Below are 25,077 nucleotides of genomic sequence, written 5' to 3' on the forward strand. Positions count from 1 at the left end.
CGCTCAGACCTCCATCTTGACCATCTTGGTCATCCAGAAGAAGCCGACGACGAGCAGCAGGGTCGCCACCCCGAGCATGATCCACCCCCGGGGGTCGGTGAACAGTGGCTCGATGTAGTCGTAGTTGGTGACCGCGAGGTAGAGCAGGAAGACCGGCGGCAGCCCTCCGAGCACGTAGGCCGACAGTCGGCCCTCGGCGGACAGCGAGGCGACCTGGCGCCGCAGGTACTGCCGCTCGCGCATGGTGGCCGCGACGGTGTCGAGGAGCTCGGCGAGGTTGCCGCCGACCTCCCGCTGGATGCGGACCGCCATGACCACCCACCCGAAGTCCTTGCTGCCGACCCGCTGGGCGACGCCGTCCAGGGCGTCCTCGAGGTCGACGCCGAGGCGCGTCTCGACGATGGCGCGGCGGAACTCCGAGACCATGGGCTCGACGCCCTCGCGGACGATGGTGTCCACCGACTGCATCAGCGACAGTCCGGCCGACAGCGACCCCGAGATCAGCTGGAGGGTGTCCGGCAGGGCGGTGTCGAACTTCTTGCGACGGCGCGAGACCTTCAGCCCGAGCACCACCCACGGGCCGGCGACGCCGAGGACGAGCGCGAGCAGCACCAGCAGCGGGTTGCCGCCGCTCAGCAGGAGGACCAGCAGCGTGGTCCCCACGAAGACCCCGGCGTGCACCAGCAGCCACTCGTGGGCCTTCAGCGAGCTGCCTGCCGCCTCCAGCCTCGCGCTGATCCGCGCCTCGAGACCGGGCCGCCCCTCGAGCACCCGCTGCGCGGTCGCCTTCGACGAGGCGAACCTGTCCGGGGCCGGCGCTCCCTCCGCGCCGGCCTCGGACGCGGTCGCCAGGCCGGAGGTGCGGGCCGTGTACGCGCCGACCCGCTCGGCGGGGGAGACCTGCTCCGAGCGGGGGACGGCGAGGACGACGAGCACACCGAGCAGGCCCAGCCCGAGCGCGGCGAGCCCGCCGTACAGGACGAGGTCGGCGCCGGTCACCGGTCCTCCCTGCTGAACACCGCGGGGTCGACCGTGACGTTGGCGTGAGCCATCTTCTCGAGGAACTTCGGACGCAGCCCCGTGGAGCGCAGCCGGCCGCGGGTCCTGCCCTCCGCGTCGAAGCCGGCGCCGTGGTCGTAGACGAAGACGTCCTGCAGCGTGATGACGTCGCCCTCCATCCGCTCGACCTCGGTGATGTGGGTGATGCGGCGCGAGCCGTCCTTGAAGCGGCTCTGGTGGACGATGAGGTCGACCGCCGAGGCGATCTGCTCGCGGATGGCGCGGACGGGCAGGTCCATGCCGGCCATGAGCACCATCGTCTCCATCCGGGCGAGGGTGTCGCGGGGCCCGTTCGAGTGCAGGGTGCAGATGGAGCCGTCGTGGCCGGTGTTCATCGCCTGGAGCATGTCGAGGGCGGAGGCGTCGCGGACCTCGCCGACGATGATGCGGTCGGGGCGCATGCGCAGGCTGTTGCGGACCAGGTCGCGGATGTGGATCGCACCCTTGCCCTCGATGTTGGCCGGCCTGGACTCGAGCCGCACGACGTGGTCCTGCTGCAGCTGCAGCTCGGCGGCGTCCTCGATCGTGACGATCCGCTCGTCCGTCGGGATGAAGTCCGACAGCACGTTCAGCGTGGTCGTCTTCCCCGCGCCCGTGCTGCCGGAGACGATGATGTTGAGCCGGCCGCGCACGCAGGCGTCGAGGAACTCGGCGGTGCGGGGCGTGAGCGAGCCGAAGCGGACGAGGTCGGCGACGCGCAGCGGGTCCTCGGAGAACTTGCGGATGGTGAGCGCGGAGCCGTCGATCGCCAGCGGTGGGATGACCGCGTTGACGCGCGAGCCGTCGGCGAGACGGGCGTCGACGAGGGGGCTGGACTCGTCGACGCGGCGTCCGATGCGGGTGACGATCTTGTCGATCGTGCGACGCAGATGGTCCTCGTCGTCGAAGCGGGCCTCCGTGGGCACGAGCCGGCCCTTGCGCTCGAGCCAGACGCTGCGGTGCCCGTTGACCATGACCTCGGACACGTCGGGATCGCGGAGGAACTCCTCGATCGGGCCGTAGCCGAGCACGTCGTCGGAGATCTCCTGCGTCACCCGCTGCCGCTCGGCGGCGGTCAGCGGGCGGTCCTGGGCCCCGACGACCTCGGCCAGCACGGTGCGGACCCGCGAGGCGAGCTCGTCGTGGTCCATGTCGGCGGCGTACAGCTGCGGACCGAGCTGGGTGAGGAGCTGGGCGTGCACGGTGCGCTTGAGCTCCTCGACACGGTCGGCCTGCGCCATGTCGCGGCGGCGCGACACCTCGACCCCGGGTCCGGCGGTCGTCTCGGCGGCCGGCGGGAGCTCGGACGGCGGGGGCGGGACGGCGGCCTGGGCGAGCAGCAGGGCCGGGGTGACGCCGTCCGGGTCGACGAGCTCCTCGGGGTCCACCCCCTCCGCACGCGCCCGGTCGGCGCGCGCGGCGCGCGAGGCGGCCAGGCGGTCCGACAGGCTGCTCATCGGCGGCCGCCGAAGAGACGTCGGCGCCCCTCGGCCCTGCGCGTGCCACCCGCGGCGCCGACCGGGCCGACCGGCGCGGACGGCTCGCCCGCGATGGCGCGCACGAGGTGCTGGAGCCCGGCGGCCACCGGGTGGTCGGGGTGCGCCAGGACGATCGGCCGGCCCGCGTTCGTGGCCGCGGCGACCTCGATCGACGAGGGCAGCCGGACGGTCACGGGCATGCCGAGGATGCCCTGCACCTGGTCCGCGCTGAGCCCGACGGCGTCGTCGGCGCGGTTCAGCACGAGGTGGCGGCGACCCTCGGCGATGTGGAGGGTGTCGAGGGTGCCGGTGGCGACCTTCACGTTCTTGAGCGTCGGGACGTCGAGGGTGGCGACCAGGACGAGGTCGTCGGTGTCGTCGAGGGCCGCCAGGGTGTGCTCGTCGAACGCGGGGGCGGTGTCGACCACGACGTAGTCGTGGTGGGCGGCGAGGGCGTCGATCACGGCGCCGACCAGCTGGGTGCTGATGCGGTCCAGGGCGTCCGGCAGGCTCGGCGCGGCGAGCACGGAGACCCCGTCGGCGTGGCGCGTCAGCAGGGGCTCGAGCAGGGAGACGTCCAGCGACTGCTCCGCCCCGGCGGCGTGCTCGATCGAGTGGCTGGGGAACAGCTGCAGGGTGATGGCGACGTCGCCGAAGGCGAGGTCGAGGTCGACGAGGCACACCTTCCGGGCGCCACGGTCGGCCAGGGCGAGGGCGAGGTTGACCGCCACGGTGGTCTTGCCGACGCCGCCCTTGGGCGAGAACACGGTCACGACGCGCCCGCGGTGGACGGCGCCGCCAGGCCCGCGCAGGGCGGTCCACAGCTCGTAGGCGCGGCCCACGGCGGCCTCGAGCGCGGCGACGTCGTCCGCGCCGACGACCTCCCGGACGCCCGCGTGCATCGCGCGGCCGAGGACCTCGGTGTCGACGAGGCGCCGCACCAGCACCACCGAGACGGTCGGGCGGGCGGTGCGCAGGGTCTCGCTGAGGCCGACGGCCTCGACGAGGTCGACCGAGGGGCCGACGAGGACGACGTACTCCTCCGGGCGGGAGCCGAGCCAGGCCAGCAGCCGCTCGGTGGTCGGGACGCAGTGGGCGCCCGGGGGCAGCGCCGCGAGCAGCTTCTCGGCGGCGGCGGTGTCGGGCTCGACGACGACGGGCACGGCCTACCCCCCGAACAGGTTGGAGAAGTCGGTGGACTCGCCGGCCTCGACGTCGCTGTCCTCGGTGAGGAGCGCGAACGACAGCTCGCCGTTCGCGGCGGCGAAGGTCATCCGCTGGACCTCGTCCTGGTCGAGGGAGAGGGTCATCAGCGTCGTGGGGAGCTGCTCGGTGGTCTCGGCGCCGCCGTCGGTGGTGGTCGTCGTCGTGGTGGGGGTCGTCGAGCCCACCCCGAGCACCTGCACGCGCTCGAACAGCACGCGGCTGAACGGGGCGCCGTCCTCACCCTGGCCCGTGTAGACGACCGCGACCTCGGAGCCGGGGTTCACGAAGCCCGCGACACGGGCGGGGTCGGTGAGGTTGACCGAGGCCGCCATCTTGTCGCGGGGGATGGCCAGCGGCGAGCTCGTCTCCTGCTGCCCCCCGAACTTCTCCGTGATGATCTGCTCGCCCGGGAAGATCCGCGTGGTCGCGAACAGTCCCTCGAGGGCGGCCACGTCGGTCTGCGCCGACGGCAGGACGGCGTCCGCGGGGACGACCGTGGTGACGATCTTGCCGGCGTCGTACGCGTCACCGACGGCCTCGCCGATCTCGATGGGGGCGACCGCGGTGAGGACGGGGACGGTCCGCGTGCCCTCCTGGGCGCGGGCGTCGGCCCCCCGCACGTAGACGAGCACCATCATCACGCCGATCGCGGCGACGACGGTGGCGGCGGCGAGGAGCAGCCTGCGGCGGTTCATCGGGGGAGGGACCTCTCGAGGGGAGGAACGAGGGGGAACGAGGGGTGGACGCGGTGGGGGGCGTGCAGGGCGTGGGCGGCGCGGGACCCCACACCCGAAGTAAAGGTCCGCCGTCGCCGCCGTGAGTGGTTTTGTCCGGGAATGGCCCGGACGGGCTAGGACGACCCGGCTCGGCGTAGTCCGTCGTGACCAGACGGAGTGTCCCCGAGGCCCCCCTGGCGGCCACCGGAGCGCGGGCTCAGCGGTACAGCTCGGCGATGTCCTCGCGGTGCTCGCGCAGCACGACGGAGCGCCGCAGCTTCAGGCTCGGGGTGAGCTGGCCGGCCTCCTCGGTCCAGTCGTGGCCGAGGATGGTGAAGCGGCGGATCGCCTCCGCCTTCGAGACGGCCGCGTTCGCCTCCTCGACTGCCTCGGACACCGCCGCCCGCAGGTCCGGGTCGTCCACGAGGTCGGCGACCGTGCCGCGCTTGCCGTGGCTCTCGGCCCAGGCGGGGAAGGACTCGTCGTCGATGGTGACCAGGGCCCCGACGAACGGCTGGCCGTCACCGACGACCAGGCACTGCGACACCAGCGGGTGGGCGCGCAGACGGTTCTCGAGGACGGCGGGGGCGACGTTCTTCCCGCCGGCGGTGACGAGGATCTCGGTCTTGCGGCCGGTGACGCGGACGAACCCCTCGTCGTCCACCTCACCGACGTCGCCGGTGCGCAACCAGCCGTCGGTGTCGAGCACCTGGGCCGTCGCGTCCCGCCGGTCCTCGCCGGTGGGCGCCCAGTAGCCGTCGAAGACCTGGGCGCCGCGGAAGAGCAGCTCGCCGTCGTCGGCGACCCGCACGGTCACGCCGGGCAGCGGTCTCCCCACCGTGCCGACCTTGTGGGCCTCCGGCACGTTCACCGTCAGCGCGCCCGTGGACTCGGTCAGGCCGTAGCCCTCGAGCACGGGGACGCCGACCCCGCGGAAGACGTGTCCGAGCCGCTCGCCCAGGGGCGCACCGCCCGAGACGGCGTACCGGCACGACCCGCCGAGCGCCGCGCGCAGGCGGCCGTAGACCAGGCGGGAGTAGAAGGCGTGGCGGGCGCGCAGCCGCAGCGGCACCCGGCGCTCGTCCAGGGCCCGCGAGTAGTCGATCGCCGTGCGCATCGCCGCGTCGAAGACGGGCCCGCGGCCGTCGGCCGTCGCGTTCTGCGAGGCCGCGTTGAAGATCTTCTCGAAGACGCGCGGGACGGCGAGCAGGAACGTGGGGGAGAAGGACCGCAGGTCGGCGTCGAGCTCCTTGACGTCCGCGCAGTGGGCCAGCCGCACGCCGGCCCGCAGGCAGCCGACCTGGATGATCCGGGCGAAGACGTGGGCCAGCGGCAGGAAGAGCAGGGTCGAGGGCTGCGCCTCGTCCCGGCCCTGCTCCCGGCCCTCCTCCTGGTCCTCCTCGTCCCCGTCGCCCGACGGGGACGAGAAGAGCTGCTGCAGCTCGGCGACGGCGACGGAGAGCTCCGCGTCGAGGTTGCCGTGGGTGAGCCGGCAGCCCTTGGGCCGGTCGGTCGTCCCGGAGGTGTAGATGAGCGTGGCGAGGTCGCCCGGCCCCGCCGTACGACGGCGCTCCTCGAGCTGGGCGTCGCTCACGTCGCCCCCCAGCCGGCGCAGGACGTGGACGGCGTGGTCGTCGAGGCACCACACCTGGTTCAGGTCGTCGAGGTCCGCGCGAACCGAGGACACCCGAGCGAGGTGCGCCCGGGTCTCGACCACGGCGGCGCGGGCCCCGGAGTCGCCGAGCACCCAGGCGACCTGCTCGGCGGACGAGGTCTCGTAGACCGGCACGGTCACCGCGCCGGCGAACCAGATCGCGTAGTCCAGCAGCGTCCACTCGTAACGGGTCCGCGAGACGAGGGCGACGCGGTCGCCGGCCTCGAGGCCCGAGGCGACCAGCCCCTTCGCGACGGCGGTCACCTCGGCGAGGAAGTCGACGGCGCTGACGTCACGCCAGCCGTCGCCGTCCCGGCGGGCCAGGACGGGCCGGTCGGGCTGCTCGGCGGCCCGGCGGACGAGGTCGTCGGTGAGGTTGCCGGTGCCGTCGACGAGGCTCGGGACGTGCACGGTCATCGGGGTCGAGAACTCCCGCACAACCCACCTCCACGCGCTCGGTCCGCCCTGGTCCGTGACCCTCCCCACGATCCCCGACCGCGATCGTCAGGCAGGTTACCGGCGTGCGGTGAGCAGGGCCTGGTCCGGTACGCTCCGCTGAGGTCCGACGGCCGCCACGGCGTCCGGGCCGGACACCCCGACACGCCCCACCAGGAGAGCCGATGGCCGAGCAGACGACGTCCTCGATCGTCGTCGACGCCCCGCCGGCGCAGGTGATGGACGTCATCGCCGACTTCGAGGCCTACCCCGAGTGGGCCAAGGGGATGAAGCGGGTGGAGGTCGTCGAGCCCGGGGCCGCCGGTGACCGCGCGCAGCAGGTGAGGTTCGAGCTGGACGTCACGCCCATCCGCGACGAGTACACGCTCGCCTACGACTGGGACGGCGACCGGGAGGTCACCTGGACCCTCGTCGACGGCAGCATGCTGAAGACGCTGGACGGCGCCTACACGCTGCGTCCGCTCGAGTCCGGGAGCAGGACCGAGGTGTCCTACCGGCTCTCGCTCGACGTGACGATCCCGCTGATCGGCATGATCAAGCGCAAGGGCGAGAAGATCCTCATCGACACCGCCCTGAAGGGGCTCAAGAAGCGCGTCGAGCAGCACCCCTGAGGCGCAGGGTGCGGGTCTGTCTGTTCACCGGCAAGGGCGGGGTCGGGAAGTCGACCGTCGCCGCCGGGACCGCTGCGCTCGCCGCAGCCGCCGGTCTGCGCACCCTCGTGCTGTCGACCGACGCCGCCCACTCGCTCGGTGACGCGCTGGACCATGCGGTGGGCGCCGAGCCGACCCCGGTCGCGCCGGGGCTGTGGGCCCAGCAGGTCGACGCCCAGCAGCGCTTCGAGGAGTCGTGGAGCGACGTCCAGCGCTACCTGCTCGCCGTCCTGGACGCCGCGGGCGTCGACGCCGTCGCGGCCGGTGAGCTGACCGTCCTGCCCGGCGCCGAGGAGGTCCTCGCGCTGCTCGAGGTGCGACGCCAGGTGGAGACCGGCAGCCCGGACGGCGGGGCCTGGGACCTCGTCGTCGTCGACTGCGCGCCCACCGCGGAGACGCTGCGCCTGCTCGCGCTGCCCGAGGCGCTCGGCTGGTACATGGAGCGCGTGCTGCCCGCCGAGCGGCGCATCGTCAAGGTCCTCAAGCCGGTCCTCACCCGGGCCGCCGGGGTGCCGATGCCCGAGGACGACGTCTTCGACGCCCTCGTGCGCCTGCACGCGGACCTGGAGGAGGTGCGGCGCCTGCTGACCGGCCCCGACGCCTCGGTCCGTCTGGTGCTGACCCCGGAGTCCGTCGTCCTCGCGGAGGCACGGCGCTCCTGGACGACGCTGTCGCTCTTCGGCTACCGCGTGGACGGCGTGGTGGCCAACCGCGTCTTCCCGCCCACCGACGCCGACGACTGGCGCGCGGGTTGGGTCTCCGCCCAGGACGCGGTGCTCGCCGAGGCCGCCGAGTCGTTCCCGGGCCTGCCGCTGTGGCGTTCGAGCTACGCCGCCCGGGAGCCGGTCGGGCTCGAGGCCCTCCTCGCGCTCGCGTCGGCGCTCTACGGCGACGACGAGCCCTGGGCCGCTCCCGGTGCGCCGGCGCCCTTCGTCGTACGGCGCGAGGCGGGGGCGCCCCCGGAGCTCCGCCTGTCGCTGCCCGGCGCGGCCCGCGAGGAGGTCGACCTCGCCCGCCGCGGGGACGAGCTCGTGGTGACCGTCGGCTCCTACCGCCGGCTGCTGGCGCTCCCCGCGGGTCTCGCCGGCTGCCCGGTCACCGGCGCGAGCGTGACCGACGGCGAGCTGACCGTCCGCTTCGCGGAGCGTGGCGCGTGACCGACCACGGTGCGGGTCCCGACCAGCCGGGCCACGAGCACGAGCGGTCCTCCGGCGCCCCGGGAGGCGGCGCCGACGGTGTCGGGGACCTCGGGGAGGAGGCGGCCCGTCTGCTCGGCGTCCTCGCCGGCTTCACGCGCAGCGTCGACGAGCACGTCGCCACGGGCGCCCCCGAGTGCCAGTGGTGCCCGGTGTGCCGGGCGGTCCACGTCGTCCGCTCGGCGAGCCCGGAGGTCCGCGAGCACCTGAGCACCGCGGCGTCCTCCCTGCTGCAGGCCGCGGCGTCCCTGCTCGCCTCGACCGGTGCGCCGCGGGACGCCGAGCCCGGGCCCGGCGGCGCGACGCCGGACGACGGTCTCGAGCACATCGACCTGGACCCCGAGGAGGACTCATGACCGAGACGCGACCGGCGTGCGGCATCGACATCGGCGGCACGAAGATCGCCGGCGGCGTGGTCGACGCCGACGGGACGATCCTGCGGCAGGAGACCGTCGTGTCCCCGGCCACCGACAGCGCCGCGATCGAGAAGGCCGTCGCCGACCTGGTCGCCGAGCTCGGCAGCGACCACGACCTGTGCGGGGTCGGCGTCGGTGCCGCGGGGTTCGTCGACAAGACCGGGTCGACCGTGATGTTCGCGCCGAACCTCGCCTGGCGCGACGAGCCGCTGCGGCGCGACCTCGAGCAGCTGACGGGCCTCGGCGTCGTCGTCGAGAACGACGCGAACGCCGCGGCCTGGGGTGAGTTCTGCTTCGGTGCCGCCAGCGACGCCGACGACCTCCTGATGCTCACGCTCGGCACCGGCGTCGGCGGTGGCATGGTCACGGACGGCGAGCTGTACCGCGGCGGGTTCGGCGTCGCCGGGGAGCTCGGCCACCTGCGCATCGAGCGCGGCGGTCGCCCCTGCGGGTGCGGGAACCTCGGCTGCCTCGAGCAGTACGCGAGCGGGACGGCGCTGGTCCGCGGCGTCCACGAGGCGGCGCAGCGCGGCGTCCCCGGGGCCCGGGCGCTGGTCGAGCGCGCCGGGGGTGACGCCGCGGCGATCACGGGTCCGATGGTCACCGAGGCCGCGCTGGGTGGTGACCGCTTCGCCCTCGAGCACCTGGCCACCCTCGGCCGCTGGCTCGGGGAGGGCGTCGCGATCGTGTCCGCCGTCCTGGACCCGGCTGTCGTCCTCGTCGGGGGCGGCGTGGCCGCGGCGGGCGACCTGCTGCTCGACCCGGCCCGCGAGGTGCTGTCGAGCCACCTGACGGGACGCGGCTACCGGCCCGAGCCGGAGCTGCGCGTGGCCGTCCTCGGCGGCGAGGCGGGGATGATCGGCGCCGCCGACCTCGCGCGTCGCCGGCTGTCCCCGTCGTGACGACGGTCGGGGTGGACGTCGGCGGGACCAAGGTGCTCGCCGGCGTGGTGACGGCGAGCGGCGCGGTCACCCGGGTCGTCCGGCGTTCCACGCCCGGTCGCCTCGCCTCGGTCGAGGCGACGGAGGACGCCGTCGTCGCGGCCGTGGCCGAGGCGGCGGACGGCGCGGAGCTCGAGGCCGTCGGCATCTCGGCCGCGGGGTTCGTGGACGCCGCGGCCGAGCGGGTGGCCTTCGCGCCGCACCTGCCGTGGCGCGGCGAGCCCGTGCGGGCCCGGCTCGAGGAGCGGTGCGGGGCGCCCGTCGTCCTCGACAACGACGCGAACGCCGCGGCGTGGGCGGAGTACACCCTCGGCGCCGCCCGCGACGCCGACTCCGCGGTGGTCGTGACCCTCGGGACGGGGATCGGCGGCGGCCTCGTCCTCGGCGGCCGGCTGCACCGCGGCTTCGGCGGGATGGCGGGGGAGTTCGGCCACGCGCAGCTCGTGCCCGACGGCCGGCCCTGCGAGTGCGGCGGTCGCGGGTGCTGGGAGCAGTACACGAGCGGCAACGCGCTGCTGCGTCACGCCCGGGCCGGGTTGGGGACGTCGGCCGGACCCCTGGCCGCGCTCTGCGACGGTGACCCCGCGCGGATGACCGGGCCCATGGTCACCCGGGCCGCAGCGGGCGGCGACGACGTCGCCCGCCACGCCTTCGAGGAGGTCGGGACCTGGCTCGGCGTCGGCGTGGCCAACCTGGTGGCCGCTCTGGACCCGGAGGTGGTGGTGGTCGGGGGCGGCCTCGTCGACAGCGGGGACCTGCTCCTGACCCCCGCCCGGGCCGCCCTGCGCCGCTCGCTCGTCGGCTCGGCGTACCGCACCGTGCCCGTGCTCCGGCCCGCCGCCCTCGGCCCCGAGGCCGGCATGGTCGGAGCCGCGCTGCTCGCGGGTCGGCCCGCCGGTCGCTGAGCCGGGCGGGCGTGAGCGGGGCCCGGTGAGCGGGGTGGGCCGGTGAGCGGGGTGGGCCGGTGAGCGTGGCGGGCCGGTGAGCGGGCGGGCGAATCACCACGGTAGCCCGGTCGGTCGACGCTTCTCACGACGAATTCGTCGTGAGAGGCGTCAAGACACCCACTGACCGTGGGGATTCGACCGGCGGGCGCACCGGCCACGGCAGCCGACCCCCGGGGGACGACCGGCAGGGTCAGGTCAGACGCGGGCGCCGTCGTCCCAGGGGTCGCGCGGGTCCCGGGGCATGCGGACGACCAGGTAGACGAAACCGCCCACGAAGCCGGCGACCGCGAGGAGCTGGATGATGCCGGGCAGCCAGAAGTCCAGGACCAGGCTGAGCAGCAGCAGGAGCGGGCCCCCCACCATCAGGCACCACGCGAGCAGGCGCGACGGGGGCACGTAGGGGAGCGGCGGCGGCTCCGGGGGCACGAAACGCTCCGGGACCTCGTGCTGTGCCTCGAACTCCCGCTCCCGGCGTGCGGCCTCGGCGTCACGGGCCGCCTGGTGGTCGGCGCCGTCCACGGGCTCGGCCGTGCCGGCCGCGGACGCCTGGTCCTCGGACGACGCCTCGGCCGCCTCCGAGGCGGTCTCCGTCGACCCCACGCTGGCGCCGTCGCCGGTGTGCCGGTCGGCGGCGCGGTCGGTCGTCGCGTCGTCGAGGTCGGCGCGCTCGCCGTAGTTCTCGACGATGGCGCGCCAGAGCGCGTCCTCCTTCGACCGGTCCACGTCGCTCACACTACGTCAGCGAGCCGTGCGACCCGCGCCACGAAGTCCGCGGAGGCCGCAGCGATGACCGGTGCGTCGTGGTCGAGCGTCGCCACGTGCCAGCTCCGGGTCAGCAGCTGCTCGGTCACCTCGTCGGACGAGACCGCAGCGGTGACGAGCGCGGCCGACGACGGGTCGACCACGTGGTCCACCACCGAGCGGAAGACCAGCAGGGGCGCGGTCACCCGGGGGAGCTCGGGGCGCAGCGCGCGCCAGCCGCGGAGCATGGTGTCGAGCGCGGCGAGCGGGACCTTGGCGTAGCCGACCTCGTCCTGGCCCTCCAGCCGGATGTCGTCCACGATGCCCGGCTGGGTCGCGACGAGACGCTTGAGCAGCGGGACGGCGACGAGCCGGCGGTCCCGGCTGGTCACCGCGGGGTTGACCAGCAGCAGGCCGGCGACGTCCGCCGGACGCTCCGCGGCCAGCCGCAGCGCCAGCGCCCCGCCCATCGACAGCCCGCCGACGACGACGGTGTCGTGCGTCGCCACGAGGGCGGACAGCGCACGGTCGAGCTCGGCGTACCAGTCGTCCCACGACGTCGTGGCCATGTCCTGCCAGGTGGTGCCGTGCCCGGGCAGGCGGGGGACGACGACGCCGTACCCGCGCTCGCCGAGCGCCGTCGCCCACGGACGGATCGACGCGGGGGACCCGGTGAACCCGTGGGAGAGCAGCACGCCGACGCGCCGGCCGGCCGTCAGGTCCGGGCGGGCCTCGATGGCCACCGCCTCCGCGCGCGGGTCGCGGACGGCGGGTGGCGTGCCGGGGCCGGTCATGGCGCGATCATGCCGCACCTCCGCGGTGCCGCCGTGGGGGTCTACGCTTCAGCCAGCCGACCCGTCGGGTGGGCGGCGTCGAGAGGGGATCTGCGGTGTTCTACTGGTTCCTCAAGCTCATCGCCATCGGCCCCGCGCTGCGCATCGTGTTCCGGCCCCGCGCCGAGGGTCTCGAGAACGTCCCCGAGGAGGGCCCCGCCGTCCTCGCGAGCAACCACTTGTCGTACGCCGACTGGCTGTTCATGCCGCTCACGCTTCCGCGCCGTGTCAGCTTCGTCGCCAAGGCGGAGTACTTCACCGGCCCGGGCGTGAAGGGCTGGCTGCAGAAGACGTTCTTCTCCGGCTCCGGGCAGATCCCCATCGACCGGTCCGGCGTCGACGCCGCCGAGGGTGCCCTGATGTCGGCGAAGAAGGTGCTGGGCCGCGGCGAGCTGTTCGGCATCTACCCCGAGGGCACCCGCTCCCACGACGGTCGCCTCTACCGCGGCAAGATCGGGGTCGCCCGGCTGGCCCTGGAGACCGGCGTCCCGGTGATCCCGGTGGCGGTCGTCGGCACCGACGAGGTCGCCCCTCCCGGCAAGAAGTTCGGCCGCGTCACCCGCCCGGTGGTGCGGTTCGGTGAGCCGCTGGACTTCTCCCGGTACGAGGGCATGGAGGGCGACCGCTACATCCTCCGGTCGGTCACCGACCAGATCATGTACGAGATCATGAAGCTGTCGGGCCAGGAGTACGTCGACGAGTACGCCGCCAAGGTCAAGGCCGCCGAGCAGGAGGCGCGCAAGGCCCGCGACGACGACGGCGGCGCGCCGGAGGCGAAGGCGTCCTGACCGTGGGCGCGGCGAGGTCCGGCCCGGCCGCGGCGTCGGGGCGGACGGCCGCGGTCGCCGTCCAGGACCGCATGGTCCGGGCGCTCGCCGTGCTGCGGGCGCTGGTGCTCGCGAACACGCTGGCCGTCTTCGCGCTCCGCTACGACGGCCTCGACCGGCCGCTGCTCGGCCTGGCGGTGATGGCGTTCCTGGTCGTCTGGTCGGTCGTCGTCGTGGTCGTCCTGCGCCGGGCCCGGCGCCGCACCCTGCCGGTGCTGGTCCTCGACCTGGCGGTGGGTGCCGGGACGCTGCTGCTGTCCCCGGTCGTGGAGGGGCCCGACTTCACCACGTCGCTGCCGAGCTTCTGGGTCATGGCGCCGCTGCTGGTGTGGGCGGTGTGCCTGCGCTGGCCCGGGGGGCTGCTCGCGGCGGTCGTGCTCAGCGCCTGCGACCTGGCCGTCCGCCCCGAGATCACCCAGACCAACCTCGGCAACGTCTTCCTCGTGCTGATCGGCGGGCCCATCGTCGGTTACCTCTGCGGTTCCCTGCAGGAGATGGCCGCCCAGCGGGACGCCGCCGAGCGGGCGGCCGCGGTCGCCGAGGAGCGCGCCCGCCTCGCGCGCGCCGTCCACGACGGCGTCCTCCAGGTCCTCGCGATGGTCCAGAGGCGCGGACCCTCGCTGGGCCCGGACGGCGCCGAGCTCGGCCGCCTCGCGGGCGAGCAGGAGAGCTCGCTGCGCACACTGATCAACCGCCAGGACGCCCTGGTCCGTCCCGAGGGCGACAGCACCCTGGACCTCAGCGAGGCCCTGGCCGCCCGCGTCGCCCGCCGACCGCCGTCGGCGTCGCTGGTGGGCACCGGGGCGCCCGTCCTGGTGCCCGCCGAGGTCGCCACGGAGCTCGTCGACGCCGTCGGGGCCTGTCTCGACAACGTGGCGCGCCACGTCGGCGAGGACGCCCCCGCCTTCGTCCTGCTCGAGGACACCCCCGCCGCGGTGGTCCTCACCGTCCGCGACACCGGCCCCGGCATCGCGCCCGGTCGCCTCGAGCAGGCCGAGGCCGACGGGCGCCTCGGGGTCACCGGCTCGATCCGCGGCCGCCTGGCCGACCTGGGCGGGACGGCGGAGCTCACCACCGGGCCCTCCGGCACGTCCTGGGAGCTGACGTGGCCGCGTCGCACGGCGCACGCCGCTGGCTAGCGTGGCGGGGTGACGATCCACGACACCCACCCGTTCGCCGACCCCGAGGGCGCCCGTGAACCGGGACGCCGGCTCCGGGGGCGTCTGACCGGCACCGTCTCGCTGTGGACCGCCGGCGGCGCGCTCGCCGGCGGGGAGCGCGCCGGGCTCACGGTCAGCTCGTGGTTGGTGGTGGCGGGGGAGGAGACCCGCGTGGTCGCCATGCTCGACCCCGACTCCGACCTGCTGGACGCGCTGGAGCGCACCGGCCGGGCCGTCGTGGCCCTGCTGACCTGGGAGCAGCGGGCGCTGGCCGACGTGTTCGCCGGGCAGGCGCCGGCGCCCGGAGGCATGTTCGCCCAGGCGGCGTTCGTCGACACCGACCACGGGCCCCGCCTGGCGAGCGCGACGACGTGGGCGGACGTGCGACTCGAGTCGACGGCGACGGTGGGCTGGTCGACCCAGGTGACCTGTGTCGCCGAGCACGTCGAGATCGGCGGGGAGGACGGCGAGGACGACCCGGACGACGAGGGCCGCCGCGCACCGCTCGAGCACCGCCGCGGCCGCTACCGCCGTCCGGGGGCCGCCTCGCGCTGACCCGCGCTAACCTCCGCGCGTGGAGGAAGCAGCGGGGTCGGCCGGGTCGGCGGAGGCGCCGCTGCGCGTGATGGTCGTCGACGACCACCCCATGTGGCGCGACGCGGTCGAGCGGGACCTCGCCGCCGCCGGCTGCGAGGTCGTCGCCGTCGCCGCGGACGGGGCTCAGGCCGTCGCCCGCTTCAAGGCCGCGCGCCCCCGGGTCGTCGTCCTCGACCTCCAGATCCCCGAGCCGAACGGGGTCGAGGTGACCCGCGAGGTGCTGGCCCACGACCCGTCCGCGCGGGTGCTGATCCTGTCGGCGTCCGGGGAGCAGGCCGACGTCCTCGCCGCGGTCAAGGCGGGGGCGACCGGCTACCTGGTGAAGTCCGCCTCGGCCGCCGAGCTGCTGGACGCCGTGCGGCGGGTGGCCGCCGGCGACACGGTCTTCACCCCCGGGCTCGCCGGGCTCGTGCTCGGGGAGTTCCGACGCATGGCCGACGGGCCCGCGGAGCCCGAGAACCCCGCCCCCGAGCTCACCGACCGCGAGGTCGAGATCCTCCGGCTGGTGGCGACCGGGCTCTCGTACAAGCAGATCGCCGAGACGCTGGTGCTGTCGCACCGCACGGTGCAGAACCACGTGCAGAACACGCTGCGCAAGCTGCAGATGCACAACCGGGTCGAGCTCACCCGGTGGGCCATCGAGCGAGGACTGGACGGCTGAGCGCCACCACGACCGAGCCGCTGCCCTGGCGCACGGCCGGGCTCGGGGACGCCGTCGCGCTGCGCGACCTCGAGCGCCGCGCCAACCTCGCCGGGTTCGGGCACGTCTTCGGCGCCGAGCCCTTCCCGGACGACGAGGTGCTCGCGCGCTGGCGGGCCACCCTCGTCGAGCCCGGGGTCGTCACGGAGGTGCTCGACGGCGAGAACCGTCCCGTCGCGCTGCTGTGCCACGAGGAGGGGCTGCTGCGGCACCTGTCGGTCGACCCCGCCGCCTGGGGGCTCGGGATCGGCTCCGCGGCGCTGGCCCGCTTCGCCGCGACCCACGGCGCCGGCTCCACCCTGTGGTGCCTCGAGCGCAACGCCCGCGCCCTGGCGCTCTACGCGCGGCACGGGTGGACGCCGACCGGTCGCACCCGACGGACACCGTTCCCGCCCTGGCCGACCGAGGTCGAGCTGGCCCTACGATCGGCGGATGCCCGCTGACCCCGTCCTCGCCGAGGCCGACGCGCTGTACGGGCTGCTGCCGGGCGACTTCACGGCCGCGCGGGACGCACGGGCCAAGGAGCTCAAGGCCTCCGGCGAGGACGGCGCCGCGGAGCTGTCGGCCCGGGTCAAGAAGCTGCGCAAGCCGTCGGTGGCCGCGTGGGTCCTCAACCTCCTCGTCCGTCGGGAGGCCGGCCAGGTCGACGAGGTGCTGGCCGTCGGGCGGGCGCTGCGCGACGCCGCCTCGGACCTCGACGCGGCCGCGATGCGCGAGCTCACCACCCAGCGGCGGCAGCTGACCGCCGCGGTCACCACCCGGGCCCGCCGGCTGGCCCGCGAGTCCGGGCACAAGGTCACCGAGGCCGTCGCCGACCAGGTCGAGGGCTCGCTGACCGCGGCGATGCTCGACGAGTCCTGCGCCGCCCTGGTCCGCAGCGGGCTGCTCGTCACCACCGTGTCCGCCACCGGTCCCGGCATGACCGACCCCGAGGACCCCGCCGACGCGGCCGCCGTCCCCGAGGCCGCCGGCTTCCTGCCGCGGGAGGTCGAGGGAGCGGGGGGCGGTGGCGACGCCGCCGGGCCGGCGGGTCCCGCGCTGCGCGTCGTCCCCGACCCGGACGCCGAGGCCAAGGCGCGAGCGGCCGCGCAGGAGGCGCTGGACGAGGCGCTCGAGGCGCTGGAGCAGGCGCGCTCCGCCGCCGGGGAGGCGGAGGAGTCGGTCAGCGCGCTCGAGGCCCGTGGGCTGCAGCTGCAGGCCGAGATCGACGAGCACCGCCGTGCGCTCGCCGAGCTGGAGGAGCAGGCCGAGCAGGTCGACGACGACCTCGAGGCCGCCGAGGACGAGCGCGCCGACGCCCGCGACGCGCTCCACGCCGCGGAACGCGACCACGAGGCCGCGCGGGCTGCCCTCGACCGGCTGGGCTAGCCCTGCGGCCGGTGCGCCTGCTCGCGCAGGATGGCGAGGACCCGCCGGTCGATCCACGACCCGTCGTCCGCGACGCGCATCTCGTGGTTCTCCGTGCCGACCCAGGCGTGCAGGTCGGGGTGCCCGAGACCCTCGACGAGGCTCTGCAGCTCGGAGGCGAGGTCGTCGTCCACGGCCACCTTCTCCTCGTCGGTCGACGCCGTGAGGTAGAGGTCGTTGAGGTCGAGCAGCCGCGCCAGCTCCGTCACCGGGTCGGCGTGGTCGTCGACCCGCAGGTCGACCGCGATGTCGTCGCGGCCGCCGTACCCCGCCTCGTCGCGGACGACGAGCAGCGCGGCCGACTGACGGCCCCGCATGTCGCCGCCGGCCTCGTCGCCCGCAGCCAGCGCGGCCAGCAGCCGCCGGGCGAGGTCCGGCTCGCCCGCGGAGCGCTGCCAGGCGGCGAGCATCTCGTCGACCACCTCGGGCCCGGCGAGGATGTTGCCCTGGATCGCGACGCCGTCGTCGGTGCGCCCGCCGGCCCAGTCGAAGCACGAGTCGCCCGTGTGGCTGGCGGCCGTCCCGTCCATGTCGACGATCCCCACCTGCCGGTGGTCGCGGCCCTCGTCCTCCTCCAGCAGGCGCTGCAGCGCCACCGGGGCGGTGGCGCCCTCGTCGAGGTGCGAGAGCGCGAGGCCCTTGTAGGCGACGTTCGCGTCGGCCTGGGTGGCGATGGCCCCGACCCCGGCGACGGCGGCCGGGACGGCGCTGCCGACGGCCAGGAACTTCGAGGCGACGGCCACGCCCCACGACTCGCCGTCGGTGGATCGGGCCACGATGGAGAAGGTCACCGGGTCAGCCTAGGCACGGACGCCGGTGCGCCTCCGCCGCCGTCCCCGCCGCCGTCCCCGGCGCCGGGCGCGGGCCGCGGCCCCCGGCGGTCTCGGCATTCTCGGCGGCGCCGGCGTCTCGCCGGGTGCTCACCCTCGTCACGTGTGGCGCGGGGCACCTAGGGTGGGCGCCGATGTGATCGATCCAACCCCGATCCACCCTGGAGGTGCGATGCGCGTCGGAGTGCTCACCGGAGGCGGCGACTGCCCCGGGCTGAACGCGGTGATCCGGGCGGTGGTCCGCAAGGGCGTGGCCGAGCACGGCTTCGAGTTCGTCGGTTACCGCGACGGCTGGAAGGGCCCGCTGGAGGGCTACACGATGCCGCTCGGCGTCGAGCAGTGCCGTGGCATCCTCCCGCGCGGCGGGACGATCCTGGGCTCCTCGCGCACCAACCCGTTCGCCCTCGACAACGGCGTGGAGCGCATCAAGGACAACCTCGCCTCGGACGGCGTCGACGCCCTGGTCGCCATCGGCGGGGAGGACACCCTGGGCGTCGCGACGAAGCTCGCCGACCTCGGCGTGAACGTCGTCGGAGTGCCGAAGACCATCGACAACGACCTGTCGGGCACGGACTTCACCTTCGGCTTCGACACCGCGGTCAACATCGCCACCGAGGCCATCGACCGCCTCCACACCACGGCCGAGTCGCACCACCGCGTGCTGGTCGTGGAGGTCATGGGCCGTCACGCCGGCTGGATCGCGCTGCACTCCGGCATCGCGGGTGGCGCCAACATCGTGCTGATCCCCGAGGTCCCCTTCGACATCGAGGAGGTCTGCGCCCAGGTCGAGTCGCGCTTCCGCAGCCAGTACTCGCCGATCGTCGTGGTCTCCGAGGGCGCGACGCCGAAGGACGGCCAGATGGCCCTCCAGGGCGGGGAGACCGACGCGTTCGGTCACGTGAGGCTCGGTGGCATCGGCGACCAGCTCGCCAAGGCCATCGAGGACCGCACCGGCAAGGAGGCGCGCTCCGTCGTCCTCGGCCACATCCAGCGTGGCGGCACGCCGACGGCGTTCGACCGCTGGCTCGCCACCCGCCTGGGCCTGCACGCGATCGACGCCGTCGCCGAGAAGCAGTTCGGTGTGATGACCGCGCTGCGCGGCACGAACGTCGTCCGCGTGCCCCTCGCCGAGGCCACGGGCGAGCTCAAGCTCGTCAGCCCCGCCGAGTACGCCGAGGCGCAGGTCTTCTTCGGCTGAGCCGCTCCGGCCGCTCGGGCCGCTCAGCCCGCCAGGTGGCCCCAGGACGACGACAGCTCCGCCCACGGCCCCTGCGCCGCGACACGACCGTCGACGAGCACGACGACGGTGTCGGCCAGTGCGAGCGCCGCTGCCTTGGACGTCGAGCCGAGGACGGTGGTGCCGCGCTCCCGCAGCGCCGACCACAGCTCGATCTCGGTGGTCGCGTCGAGCGCGGAGGAGACGTCGTCGGCGAGGAGCAGCTCGGCGTCGGTGGCCAGGGCGCGGGCCAGGGCGAGGCGCTGCACCTGCCCGCCCGACAGGCGGACGCCGCGGTGCCCGACGAGCGAGTCCGGGCCGCCGGCCTCCTCGAGGTCGCGACCGAGCCGCGCGTCGTCGACCGCGGGGTGCAGGGTGCGGTCGGCGTGGTCGAGCAGGACGTTGTCGCCGAAGGTGCCGGACAGGACCCGGGGCACCTGCGCGACGTGCGCGACCCGGGCGGGGCGCAGCTCGTGCTCGGGGTCCGTGACCTCCTGGCCGTTCCATCGGATGGAGCCCGTGTGCTCGACGAGCCCGGCCAGGGTGGACAGCAGGCTCGACTTGCCCGCGCCGACCTGGCCGACCAGCAGCACGAGGTCACCGGCGTCGACCCGCAGGTCGACGTCGGAGACACCGATCGTGCCGTCGTCGTGGAGGGCGTCGACGCCCGTGAGCTCCACGCTGGCGAGGGGCTCACGCACGGCGGGCGGGGGAGCGGGGGCGGCGCCGGTGACGAGGTCGACGCCGTCCGGGAGCGCCATGAGGTCGCGTCCGCCGGCGAACCGTGAGGTCTCCGCCGCCCAGGCACGGACGCCGGGGGCCTCGGTGATGACCCGGGCCGCGACCTGGCCGAACCAGCCGAAGCCGAGGACGGCGCCGGAGACCAGCAGCGCGGTGGCGAGGTCCCAGCCGCCCTGCAGGTAGACGACCCAGGCGGTGACGACGCCGACCTGCACCATCACGACCGGCACGCCCTCGAGCAGCGCGAGGATGCGGTGCTCCTTGACGGCGGCGTCCACCCGGCCGCCGTCGACGGCGGCGAGGTGGGCGCGGGCGTCGCGGGTGGCTGCGGCGAGCTTGAGGGTGCGGGCGGAGTCGAGGGCCGAGACCAGGGCGCGGCCGAAGCCCGCGCGGCTGGCCGAGGCGCCGGCGGCGGCGCGACCGGCGTACGGCGCCCCGATGACCGACGCGATCGCCGAGACGCCCATGACGACGAGCAGCACGAGCCCGGCGCCGAGGTTCAGCCCCAGGGCGGCGGTGATGACCGCGACGAGCAGGCCGTTGGTGACGTCGACCCAGCGGTCGCCGTACCGGGCGAGCCGGTCGGAGTCCATCGCCCGTGCGACCACCTCGCCGGGCGGAGTCCGGGGCAGGCGGTGCTGGTCGGTCTGCGCCGCGAGCACGGAGGTGCGCACCCGCAGCATCACCGCGATCCACCACCGCGGGTAGCCGCGGATGGCCTGGGCGATGAGCAGCGGCGAGGCCAGCAGGGACACGGTGACGCCGACGAGCAGCCACCAGGGGCGGCCCCCGTCGCGGAGGTCCTCGACGGCCAGTCCCCAGGCGAGGCCCGTGACCGCGCCGAACGCACCGACCAGGGAGCAGAGCAGGAACAGGAAGGCGCAGAACAGGCCCCACCACGGGTGGATCGACAGCACGCGGCGGGTCAGCTTCGCGAGGGGGAGGCCCGGGCCGGGGTTGTGGCGCTCCGGCGGGGTGCCGGTGCGCCGGCGGCCGCCGACGGCGACCGGGCCGCCGTCCGGGCCGGAGGGCGCGGGCGGGGCCTCGACCTCGGCGCCGAACTCCTCGCCGAAGCCGGCGGCGGCCAGCAGCTCGCGCAACGGACCGGGCTCGCCGGCCAGCCGGCGCCGGGGGCCCTGCTGCACGACGCGGCCGGCCTCCAGGACGACGACGTCGTCCGCCCGGGCGATGGTGGCCAGGCGGTGGGCGACCAGGACGCCGGTGCGACCCGCGAGCAGCCGGTCGGCGGCGTGGACGACCTGGGCCTCCGTGTGCGGGTCCATCCGCGCCGTCGCCTCGTCGAGCACGACCAGACGCACGTCGCGCACCAGGAGCCGGGCGAACGCGACCAGCTGCTCCTCGCCGGCCGACAGGGTGACGCCGCCGGGGCCGAGGAGGGTGTCGAGCCCGCGGGGGAGCCCGTCCACCCAGGCCTCGAGCCCGAGCTCGGCCACGGCGGAGGCGATGCGGTGGCGGGGGACGTCGCCGTACAGCGCGATGTTCTCCGCCAGGGTGCCGGCGACGATCTCGGTGCGCTGGCTGACCACCCCGACCCCGCGCCTCAGCTCCTCGAGGTCCACCTCGAGGACGTCCCGGCCACCCAGGAGCACGCTGCCGGGCGGCGGCTCGACGGCGCGGGACAGCAGGGACACCACCGTGGACTTGCCCGACCCGGTGCGGCCGACGAGCGCGAGGGTGCGCCCCGCGCGCAGGTGCACGTCGAGCCCGCTCAACGCGAAGGCGCCGCCCCCGGACTCGGTGGGGTAGCGGAAGTGCAGGTCGCGCAGCTCCAGGTCGAGCGAGCCCGGCGGCAGCGGGCGCCCGCCGACGGGTTCCGGCGGCACCTCCAGCAGCTGCCGCAGGCGGACGACGGCGCCCAGACCCGCCTGCAGGTCCGGGAGCTGCTCGGCGAGGCGCGAGACCTGGCCGACGAAGGTGGAGGTGACGAGGAAGAGGGTGACCAGGGCACCGACCCCCATCCCGCCGCCGATCGCGACGGCGACGCCGCCGACGGCGATCCCGGCGAGCAGCAGGTGCAGGATCAGCCCGGCACGCCGGGTCACGGACACCTCGAGGCGCAGGACGTCGTCGAACCGGGCGTGGCAGGCGGCCGCGAGCTCGCTGGTCCGACGCAGCAGGTAGGCGCGACCGAGGCTGGTGCGCAGGTCGTCGCGCCCGGCGATGCCCTCCTCCATCGCGGCGGCGTGGTCGGTCCAGGCCATCTCCTCGATGACGCGGAGCCGCTTGATCTCGCCGAGCGTGCGACGGACGGCGACCAGGGACAGGGCCGCGGCGAGCGGGAAGAGCAGCCACATCGGCCACCAGGTGACGCCGGCGACGACCCACAGCGGCAGCGCGATGAGCGTGGTGCGCAGGGCCTCCCAGGCGGGACCGCGCAGCAGGGTGCCGATCTCGTGGGTGTCGTCGTCGACGCGGTCCAGGATTTCGCCGACGGCCTGCTCCGAGAGGGCGGCGAGGGGCTGCGAGAGCGCGGCGCTGACCAGGTCGGCCCGCAGCCGGCCCTCGGCGCGGTCCACGACGGCCGACCAGACCGTGCGCCCGGCCGTGTCCAGCAGGGCGCCGCCCACCACGCAGAGCGCCAGCAGGGCCGCCAGCGTCGCGGTCGGACCGGCGGCGATGCGGCCGGTGACGACGCTGCCGAGGGCGGAGCCCAGGGCGCCGAGGGCCGCGACGGAGACGGCGACGGTGGCGCGCGCCCCACGCAGCCGCGCGAGGTCGAGGCGGCGGGCCGGGTCGTCGGCCACCCCGGCGTGGGGGTCCGGGACGGCGGAGGTCTCGGAGGTCCGGGTGGTGGTCGACACGATGGTCCACAGTAGGCGGACCCACCGACGCCTCTCACCCGGTTATTCGCGTCCGGCGACGGCGACGCCCGGCCGGACGGCATGGGCCCGGATCCCCCGATGTCGTGGACATCGTCCTGTGGGCGGGCCACAGTGGGACGTCACGGCCGCGCTGGGGGGCGTCGCCGCCGCCCGGCTGCACCACGTGATGCACACCAGAAGGGGAGTCATGTCGGACCTGGCTGGTCAGGACCTCGGGGGACGGACCGCGACGGAGCCACCGCTGAAGCGGGTGCTGGGTCCGCGGCTGCTCCTGCTGTTCATCGTGGGCGACATCCTCGGCGCCGGCATCTACGCCGTCACCGGCGACATCGCGGGCGAGGTCGGGGGCATGGCGTGGCTGCCGTTCCTCGTCGCCTTCGCGATCGCGACCCTCACCGCGTTCTCCTACCTGGAGCTCGTCACGAAGTACCCGCAGGCCGCGGGGGCCGCGCTGTACACGCACAAGGCGTTCGGCATCCACTTCGTGACGTTCCTCGTCGCGTTCGCGGTCGTCTGCTCCGGCATCACCAGCGCGTCGACGTCGTCCAACCTGCTGGCGAGCAACCTGCTCATCGGCCTCGGGTTCGACGACGCCCCGGCGCTGCCGGTCGCGCTCGGGTTCATGGTGCTGCTCGCGGCGATCAACCTGCGCGGCGTGGGCGAGAGCGTGAAGTTCAACGTGGTCCTGACGATGGTCGAGCTCGCGGCGCTCGCGATCGTGATCGGCGTGGGGTTCTGGGCCATCGGCCGGGGGGACGGCGACCTGGGCCGCGTCGTGGTCTTCGAGTCCGCGGGGGACCGCGGCGCGTTCGCGGCGGTCACCGTCGCCACCGCGATCGCGTTCTTCGCGATGGTCGGCTTCGAGGACTCGGTGAACATGGTCGAGGAGACCAAGGACCCGCAGCGCATCTTCCCGCGCACGATGCTCACCGGTCTCGGCATCGCGGTGCTGCTGTACATGGTCATCGCGGTCATGGTCGTGGCCGTGATCCCCGCCGGCGACATCGCCGACCCCGTCAACCCTGACGCCGGGATCCTGCTCGACGTCGTCCGGGTCGGGGCGCCGGACCTGCCGGTCGACACGATCTTCCCGTTCCTCACCGTCTTCGCCGTCGCGAACACCGCGCTCATCAACATGCTCATGGCGAGCCGGCTGGTCTACGGCATGGCGAAGCAGGACGTGCTGCCCCGCTCGCTGGCGATGGTGCTGCCGAAGCGCCAGTCGCCCTGGTCGGCGATCCTCTTCACCACCGTGCTCGCCCTCGGGGTGATCTCGATCGTCTCGACGATGGGGGACACCACCGTCGTCTCCGCGCTCGCCGGGACCACCGGTCTGCTGCTGCTCGTCGTCTTCACCATCGTCAACGTCGCCTGCCTCGTGCTGCGGCGCGACCCCACCCCCCAGGGCGCCTTCCGTGCCCCGACCGTGCTGCCGCTGGTCGGCGCCGTGGCCAGCGCCTTCCTCGTCGGCCCGTGGGCGCGGGACCCCGAGGACTGGATCCAGTACGAGGTCGCCGGCGGTCTGCTGGCGCTCGGGGTCGCGCTGTGGGCCCTGACCTGGCTGACGAACCGCGGCGTCCGCGCCAAGAAGACCGGCTTCCGCGACATCGAGCACCTCGAGTAGGCGCGGCGGCGGGGACTAGCGGGAGGGTCGTCGCCACGGCCCCAGCGCGAGGACGTAGCCGACCAGGGGCCACCAGAACTCCCCCGAGCAGCGCCGCTCCATCTCGGCGGGCGTGACCCAGGCGTGTCCGGTGGTCTCGTCGTCGATGCCGTGCAGGTCGGCGCCGTCGCCGTCCACGGTGGCGGTCAGGAAGGCCAGCAGGTCACGGCCGGGGGCCATGGCCGGCCGGAACACCTCGTGACCCAGCAACGTCAGCTGGGCGGGTCGCAACCGGACGCCGGTCTCCTCGGCGACCTCACGGACGGCGGTGGCGACGGCGTCCTCGCCCGGCTCGGTCCTGCCCGCGGGAGGCCCCCACACCCGGCGGCGCGTGTTGTACACCACCGCGCAGCGGCCCCGGGCGTCCCGCAGCAGCACGCTCGCGGCGTAGGTGCGCTCGGGCGGGGGCTGCCAGTCCGACAGCAGCAGGTCGACGTCGCGGGGGACTCCGTCCCCGAGGTCGGCGCCGAACAGCCGCTCGACGGGGCGCTCGCCCTTGCGCTTGCGCAGACGCAGGCCGGCGGCCCGTAGCGCCGTCACGACCTCACGTGAGGTCACCGGGCGGGCACCGACGGCGACGAGGTCGGCGTACGCGGTGTCCGGGACGTCGTAGTGGTCGCCCTCGAAGAGCCGGCGGCTCAGGCCGTGCGCCGCGGCGAAGTGGTGCAGCTCGGCCAGCGAGGTGTCGCTGACGAGGTGGGACCACAGCCGCCCGTACGCCGGCCAGGCCGGCGGGTCGATGAGGATCGCCACCCCCGGACCCTAGTGCCGGGGGCCGACACCGCCTGTCCACCGCCCGCCGCCGGTTCGGAGCCGACGGT

At 74.9% G+C, this 25,077-nt stretch carries 23 protein-coding genes; 13 read left to right on the forward strand and 10 right to left on the reverse strand.

Annotated features, from left to right (window positions below; translation table 11 throughout):
- Positions 1–3 precede the first annotated feature (3 nt).
- From MJ876_RS22325 to MJ876_RS17005, 5 genes are all read right to left on the reverse strand, one after another.
- Complete coding sequence (locus tag MJ876_RS22325; RefSeq protein ID WP_240238138.1) at positions 4–999, reverse strand: type II secretion system F family protein; 996 nt, start codon at positions 997–999, stop codon at positions 4–6.
- Positions 996–2,495, reverse strand: coding sequence for a CpaF family protein (locus MJ876_RS16990; protein ID WP_240238140.1), 1,500 nt, complete (start codon positions 2,493–2,495; stop codon positions 996–998). The genes MJ876_RS22325 and MJ876_RS16990 overlap by 4 nt, the downstream gene beginning before the upstream one ends.
- Positions 2,492–3,679, reverse strand: a complete 1,188-nt coding sequence (locus MJ876_RS16995; RefSeq protein WP_308192613.1) for an AAA family ATPase — start codon at positions 3,677–3,679, stop codon at positions 2,492–2,494. Before MJ876_RS16995 ends, MJ876_RS16990 begins: the two co-directional genes overlap by 4 nt.
- 3 nt (positions 3,680–3,682) lie before the next feature.
- The gene (gene cpaB / locus MJ876_RS17000; RefSeq protein WP_240238142.1) at positions 3,683–4,417 is read right to left on the reverse strand and encodes a Flp pilus assembly protein CpaB; all 735 of its coding nucleotides are present in this window, start codon (positions 4,415–4,417) and stop codon (positions 3,683–3,685) included.
- Positions 4,418–4,655: 238 nt separating this feature from the next.
- Complete coding sequence (locus MJ876_RS17005; RefSeq protein ID WP_240238144.1) at positions 4,656–6,509, reverse strand: long-chain fatty acid--CoA ligase; 1,854 nt, start codon at positions 6,507–6,509, stop codon at positions 4,656–4,658.
- A gap of 203 nt (positions 6,510–6,712) precedes the next feature.
- Between MJ876_RS17005 and MJ876_RS17010 the strand changes: the two genes are divergently transcribed.
- From MJ876_RS17010 to MJ876_RS17030, 5 genes are read left to right on the forward strand one after another with little or no spacing between them, the layout of a single operon-like run.
- Positions 6,713–7,159 carry an SRPBCC family protein gene (locus MJ876_RS17010; protein ID WP_240238146.1) on the forward strand — a complete coding sequence of 149 codons (447 nt, stop codon included), beginning with the start codon at positions 6,713–6,715 and terminating at the stop codon, positions 7,157–7,159.
- Positions 7,160–7,167: 8 nt separating this feature from the next.
- Positions 7,168–8,355, forward strand: coding sequence for an ArsA family ATPase (locus MJ876_RS17015; RefSeq protein ID WP_240238148.1), 1,188 nt, complete (start codon positions 7,168–7,170; stop codon positions 8,353–8,355).
- A complete protein-coding gene (locus MJ876_RS17020; protein WP_240238149.1) occupies positions 8,352–8,750 on the forward strand; it encodes a hypothetical protein in 399 nt (132 codons plus the stop codon). The genes MJ876_RS17015 and MJ876_RS17020 overlap by 4 nt, the downstream gene beginning before the upstream one ends.
- The gene (locus MJ876_RS17025; protein WP_240238151.1) at positions 8,747–9,712 is read left to right on the forward strand and encodes an ROK family glucokinase; all 966 of its coding nucleotides are present in this window, start codon (positions 8,747–8,749) and stop codon (positions 9,710–9,712) included. The genes MJ876_RS17020 and MJ876_RS17025 overlap by 4 nt, the downstream gene beginning before the upstream one ends.
- Complete coding sequence (locus MJ876_RS17030; protein WP_240238153.1) at positions 9,709–10,656, forward strand: ROK family protein; 948 nt, start codon at positions 9,709–9,711, stop codon at positions 10,654–10,656. Before MJ876_RS17025 ends, MJ876_RS17030 begins: the two co-directional genes overlap by 4 nt.
- A gap of 237 nt (positions 10,657–10,893) precedes the next feature.
- Here MJ876_RS17030 and MJ876_RS17035 read toward each other — a convergent pair whose 3' ends face one another.
- A complete protein-coding gene (locus MJ876_RS17035) occupies positions 10,894–11,421 on the reverse strand; it encodes a hypothetical protein (RefSeq protein WP_240238155.1) in 528 nt (175 codons plus the stop codon).
- Between the two features lie 5 nt (positions 11,422–11,426).
- A complete protein-coding gene (locus tag MJ876_RS17040) occupies positions 11,427–12,233 on the reverse strand; it encodes a carboxylesterase (RefSeq protein ID WP_240238157.1) in 807 nt (268 codons plus the stop codon).
- 95 nt (positions 12,234–12,328) lie between these two features.
- Between MJ876_RS17040 and MJ876_RS17045 the strand changes: the two genes are divergently transcribed.
- From MJ876_RS17045 to MJ876_RS17070, 6 genes are all read left to right on the forward strand, one after another.
- Complete coding sequence (locus tag MJ876_RS17045; RefSeq protein ID WP_240238160.1) at positions 12,329–13,060, forward strand: 1-acyl-sn-glycerol-3-phosphate acyltransferase; 732 nt, start codon at positions 12,329–12,331, stop codon at positions 13,058–13,060.
- A gap of 2 nt (positions 13,061–13,062) precedes the next feature.
- Positions 13,063–14,238 (forward strand): MacS family sensor histidine kinase, encoded by a 1,176-nt coding sequence (gene macS / locus MJ876_RS17050; protein ID WP_240238162.1) that lies wholly within the window; start codon positions 13,063–13,065, stop codon positions 14,236–14,238.
- A gap of 9 nt (positions 14,239–14,247) precedes the next feature.
- Positions 14,248–14,814 (forward strand): flavin reductase family protein, encoded by a 567-nt coding sequence (locus MJ876_RS17055; protein ID WP_240238164.1) that lies wholly within the window; start codon positions 14,248–14,250, stop codon positions 14,812–14,814.
- A 70-nt stretch (positions 14,815–14,884) separates the two neighbouring features.
- Positions 14,885–15,517, forward strand: coding sequence for a response regulator transcription factor (locus tag MJ876_RS17060; RefSeq protein ID WP_240238260.1), 633 nt, complete (start codon positions 14,885–14,887; stop codon positions 15,515–15,517).
- Complete coding sequence (locus MJ876_RS22330) at positions 15,487–15,999, forward strand: GNAT family N-acetyltransferase (RefSeq protein ID WP_240238166.1); 513 nt, start codon at positions 15,487–15,489, stop codon at positions 15,997–15,999. Before MJ876_RS17060 ends, MJ876_RS22330 begins: the two co-directional genes overlap by 31 nt.
- A complete protein-coding gene (locus MJ876_RS17070; RefSeq protein ID WP_240238168.1) occupies positions 15,989–16,924 on the forward strand; it encodes a hypothetical protein in 936 nt (311 codons plus the stop codon). The genes MJ876_RS22330 and MJ876_RS17070 overlap by 11 nt, the downstream gene beginning before the upstream one ends.
- Here the strand turns inward: MJ876_RS17070 and MJ876_RS17075 are convergent.
- A complete protein-coding gene (locus MJ876_RS17075; protein WP_240238170.1) occupies positions 16,921–17,754 on the reverse strand; it encodes a DUF1028 domain-containing protein in 834 nt (277 codons plus the stop codon). The two genes, MJ876_RS17070 and MJ876_RS17075, sit on opposite strands and share 4 nt — an antisense overlap.
- A gap of 211 nt (positions 17,755–17,965) precedes the next feature.
- Between MJ876_RS17075 and MJ876_RS17080 the strand changes: the two genes are divergently transcribed.
- Positions 17,966–18,991, forward strand: a complete 1,026-nt coding sequence (locus MJ876_RS17080) for a 6-phosphofructokinase (RefSeq protein WP_240238172.1) — start codon at positions 17,966–17,968, stop codon at positions 18,989–18,991.
- Positions 18,992–19,014: 23 nt separating this feature from the next.
- On the opposite strand, the gene MJ876_RS17085 is transcribed toward MJ876_RS17080, so the two are convergent.
- Positions 19,015–22,572: an ABC transporter ATP-binding protein gene (locus tag MJ876_RS17085; RefSeq protein WP_240238174.1), complete on the reverse strand. Its 3,558-nt coding sequence runs from the start codon at positions 22,570–22,572 to the stop codon at positions 19,015–19,017.
- 208 nt (positions 22,573–22,780) lie between these two features.
- Between MJ876_RS17085 and MJ876_RS17090 the strand changes: the two genes are divergently transcribed.
- On the forward strand, positions 22,781–24,217 hold the full coding sequence (locus tag MJ876_RS17090) for an APC family permease (protein WP_240238176.1): 1,437 nt from the start codon (positions 22,781–22,783) through the stop codon (positions 24,215–24,217).
- Positions 24,218–24,232: 15 nt separating this feature from the next.
- On the opposite strand, the gene MJ876_RS22335 is transcribed toward MJ876_RS17090, so the two are convergent.
- A complete protein-coding gene (locus MJ876_RS22335) occupies positions 24,233–25,009 on the reverse strand; it encodes a DUF4031 domain-containing protein (protein ID WP_240238179.1) in 777 nt (258 codons plus the stop codon).
- Positions 25,010–25,077 lie beyond the last annotated feature (68 nt).

The organism is Nocardioides sp. CFH 31398, from assembly GCF_022436705.1.
Taxonomy (GTDB): domain Bacteria; phylum Actinomycetota; class Actinomycetes; order Propionibacteriales; family Nocardioidaceae; genus Nocardioides.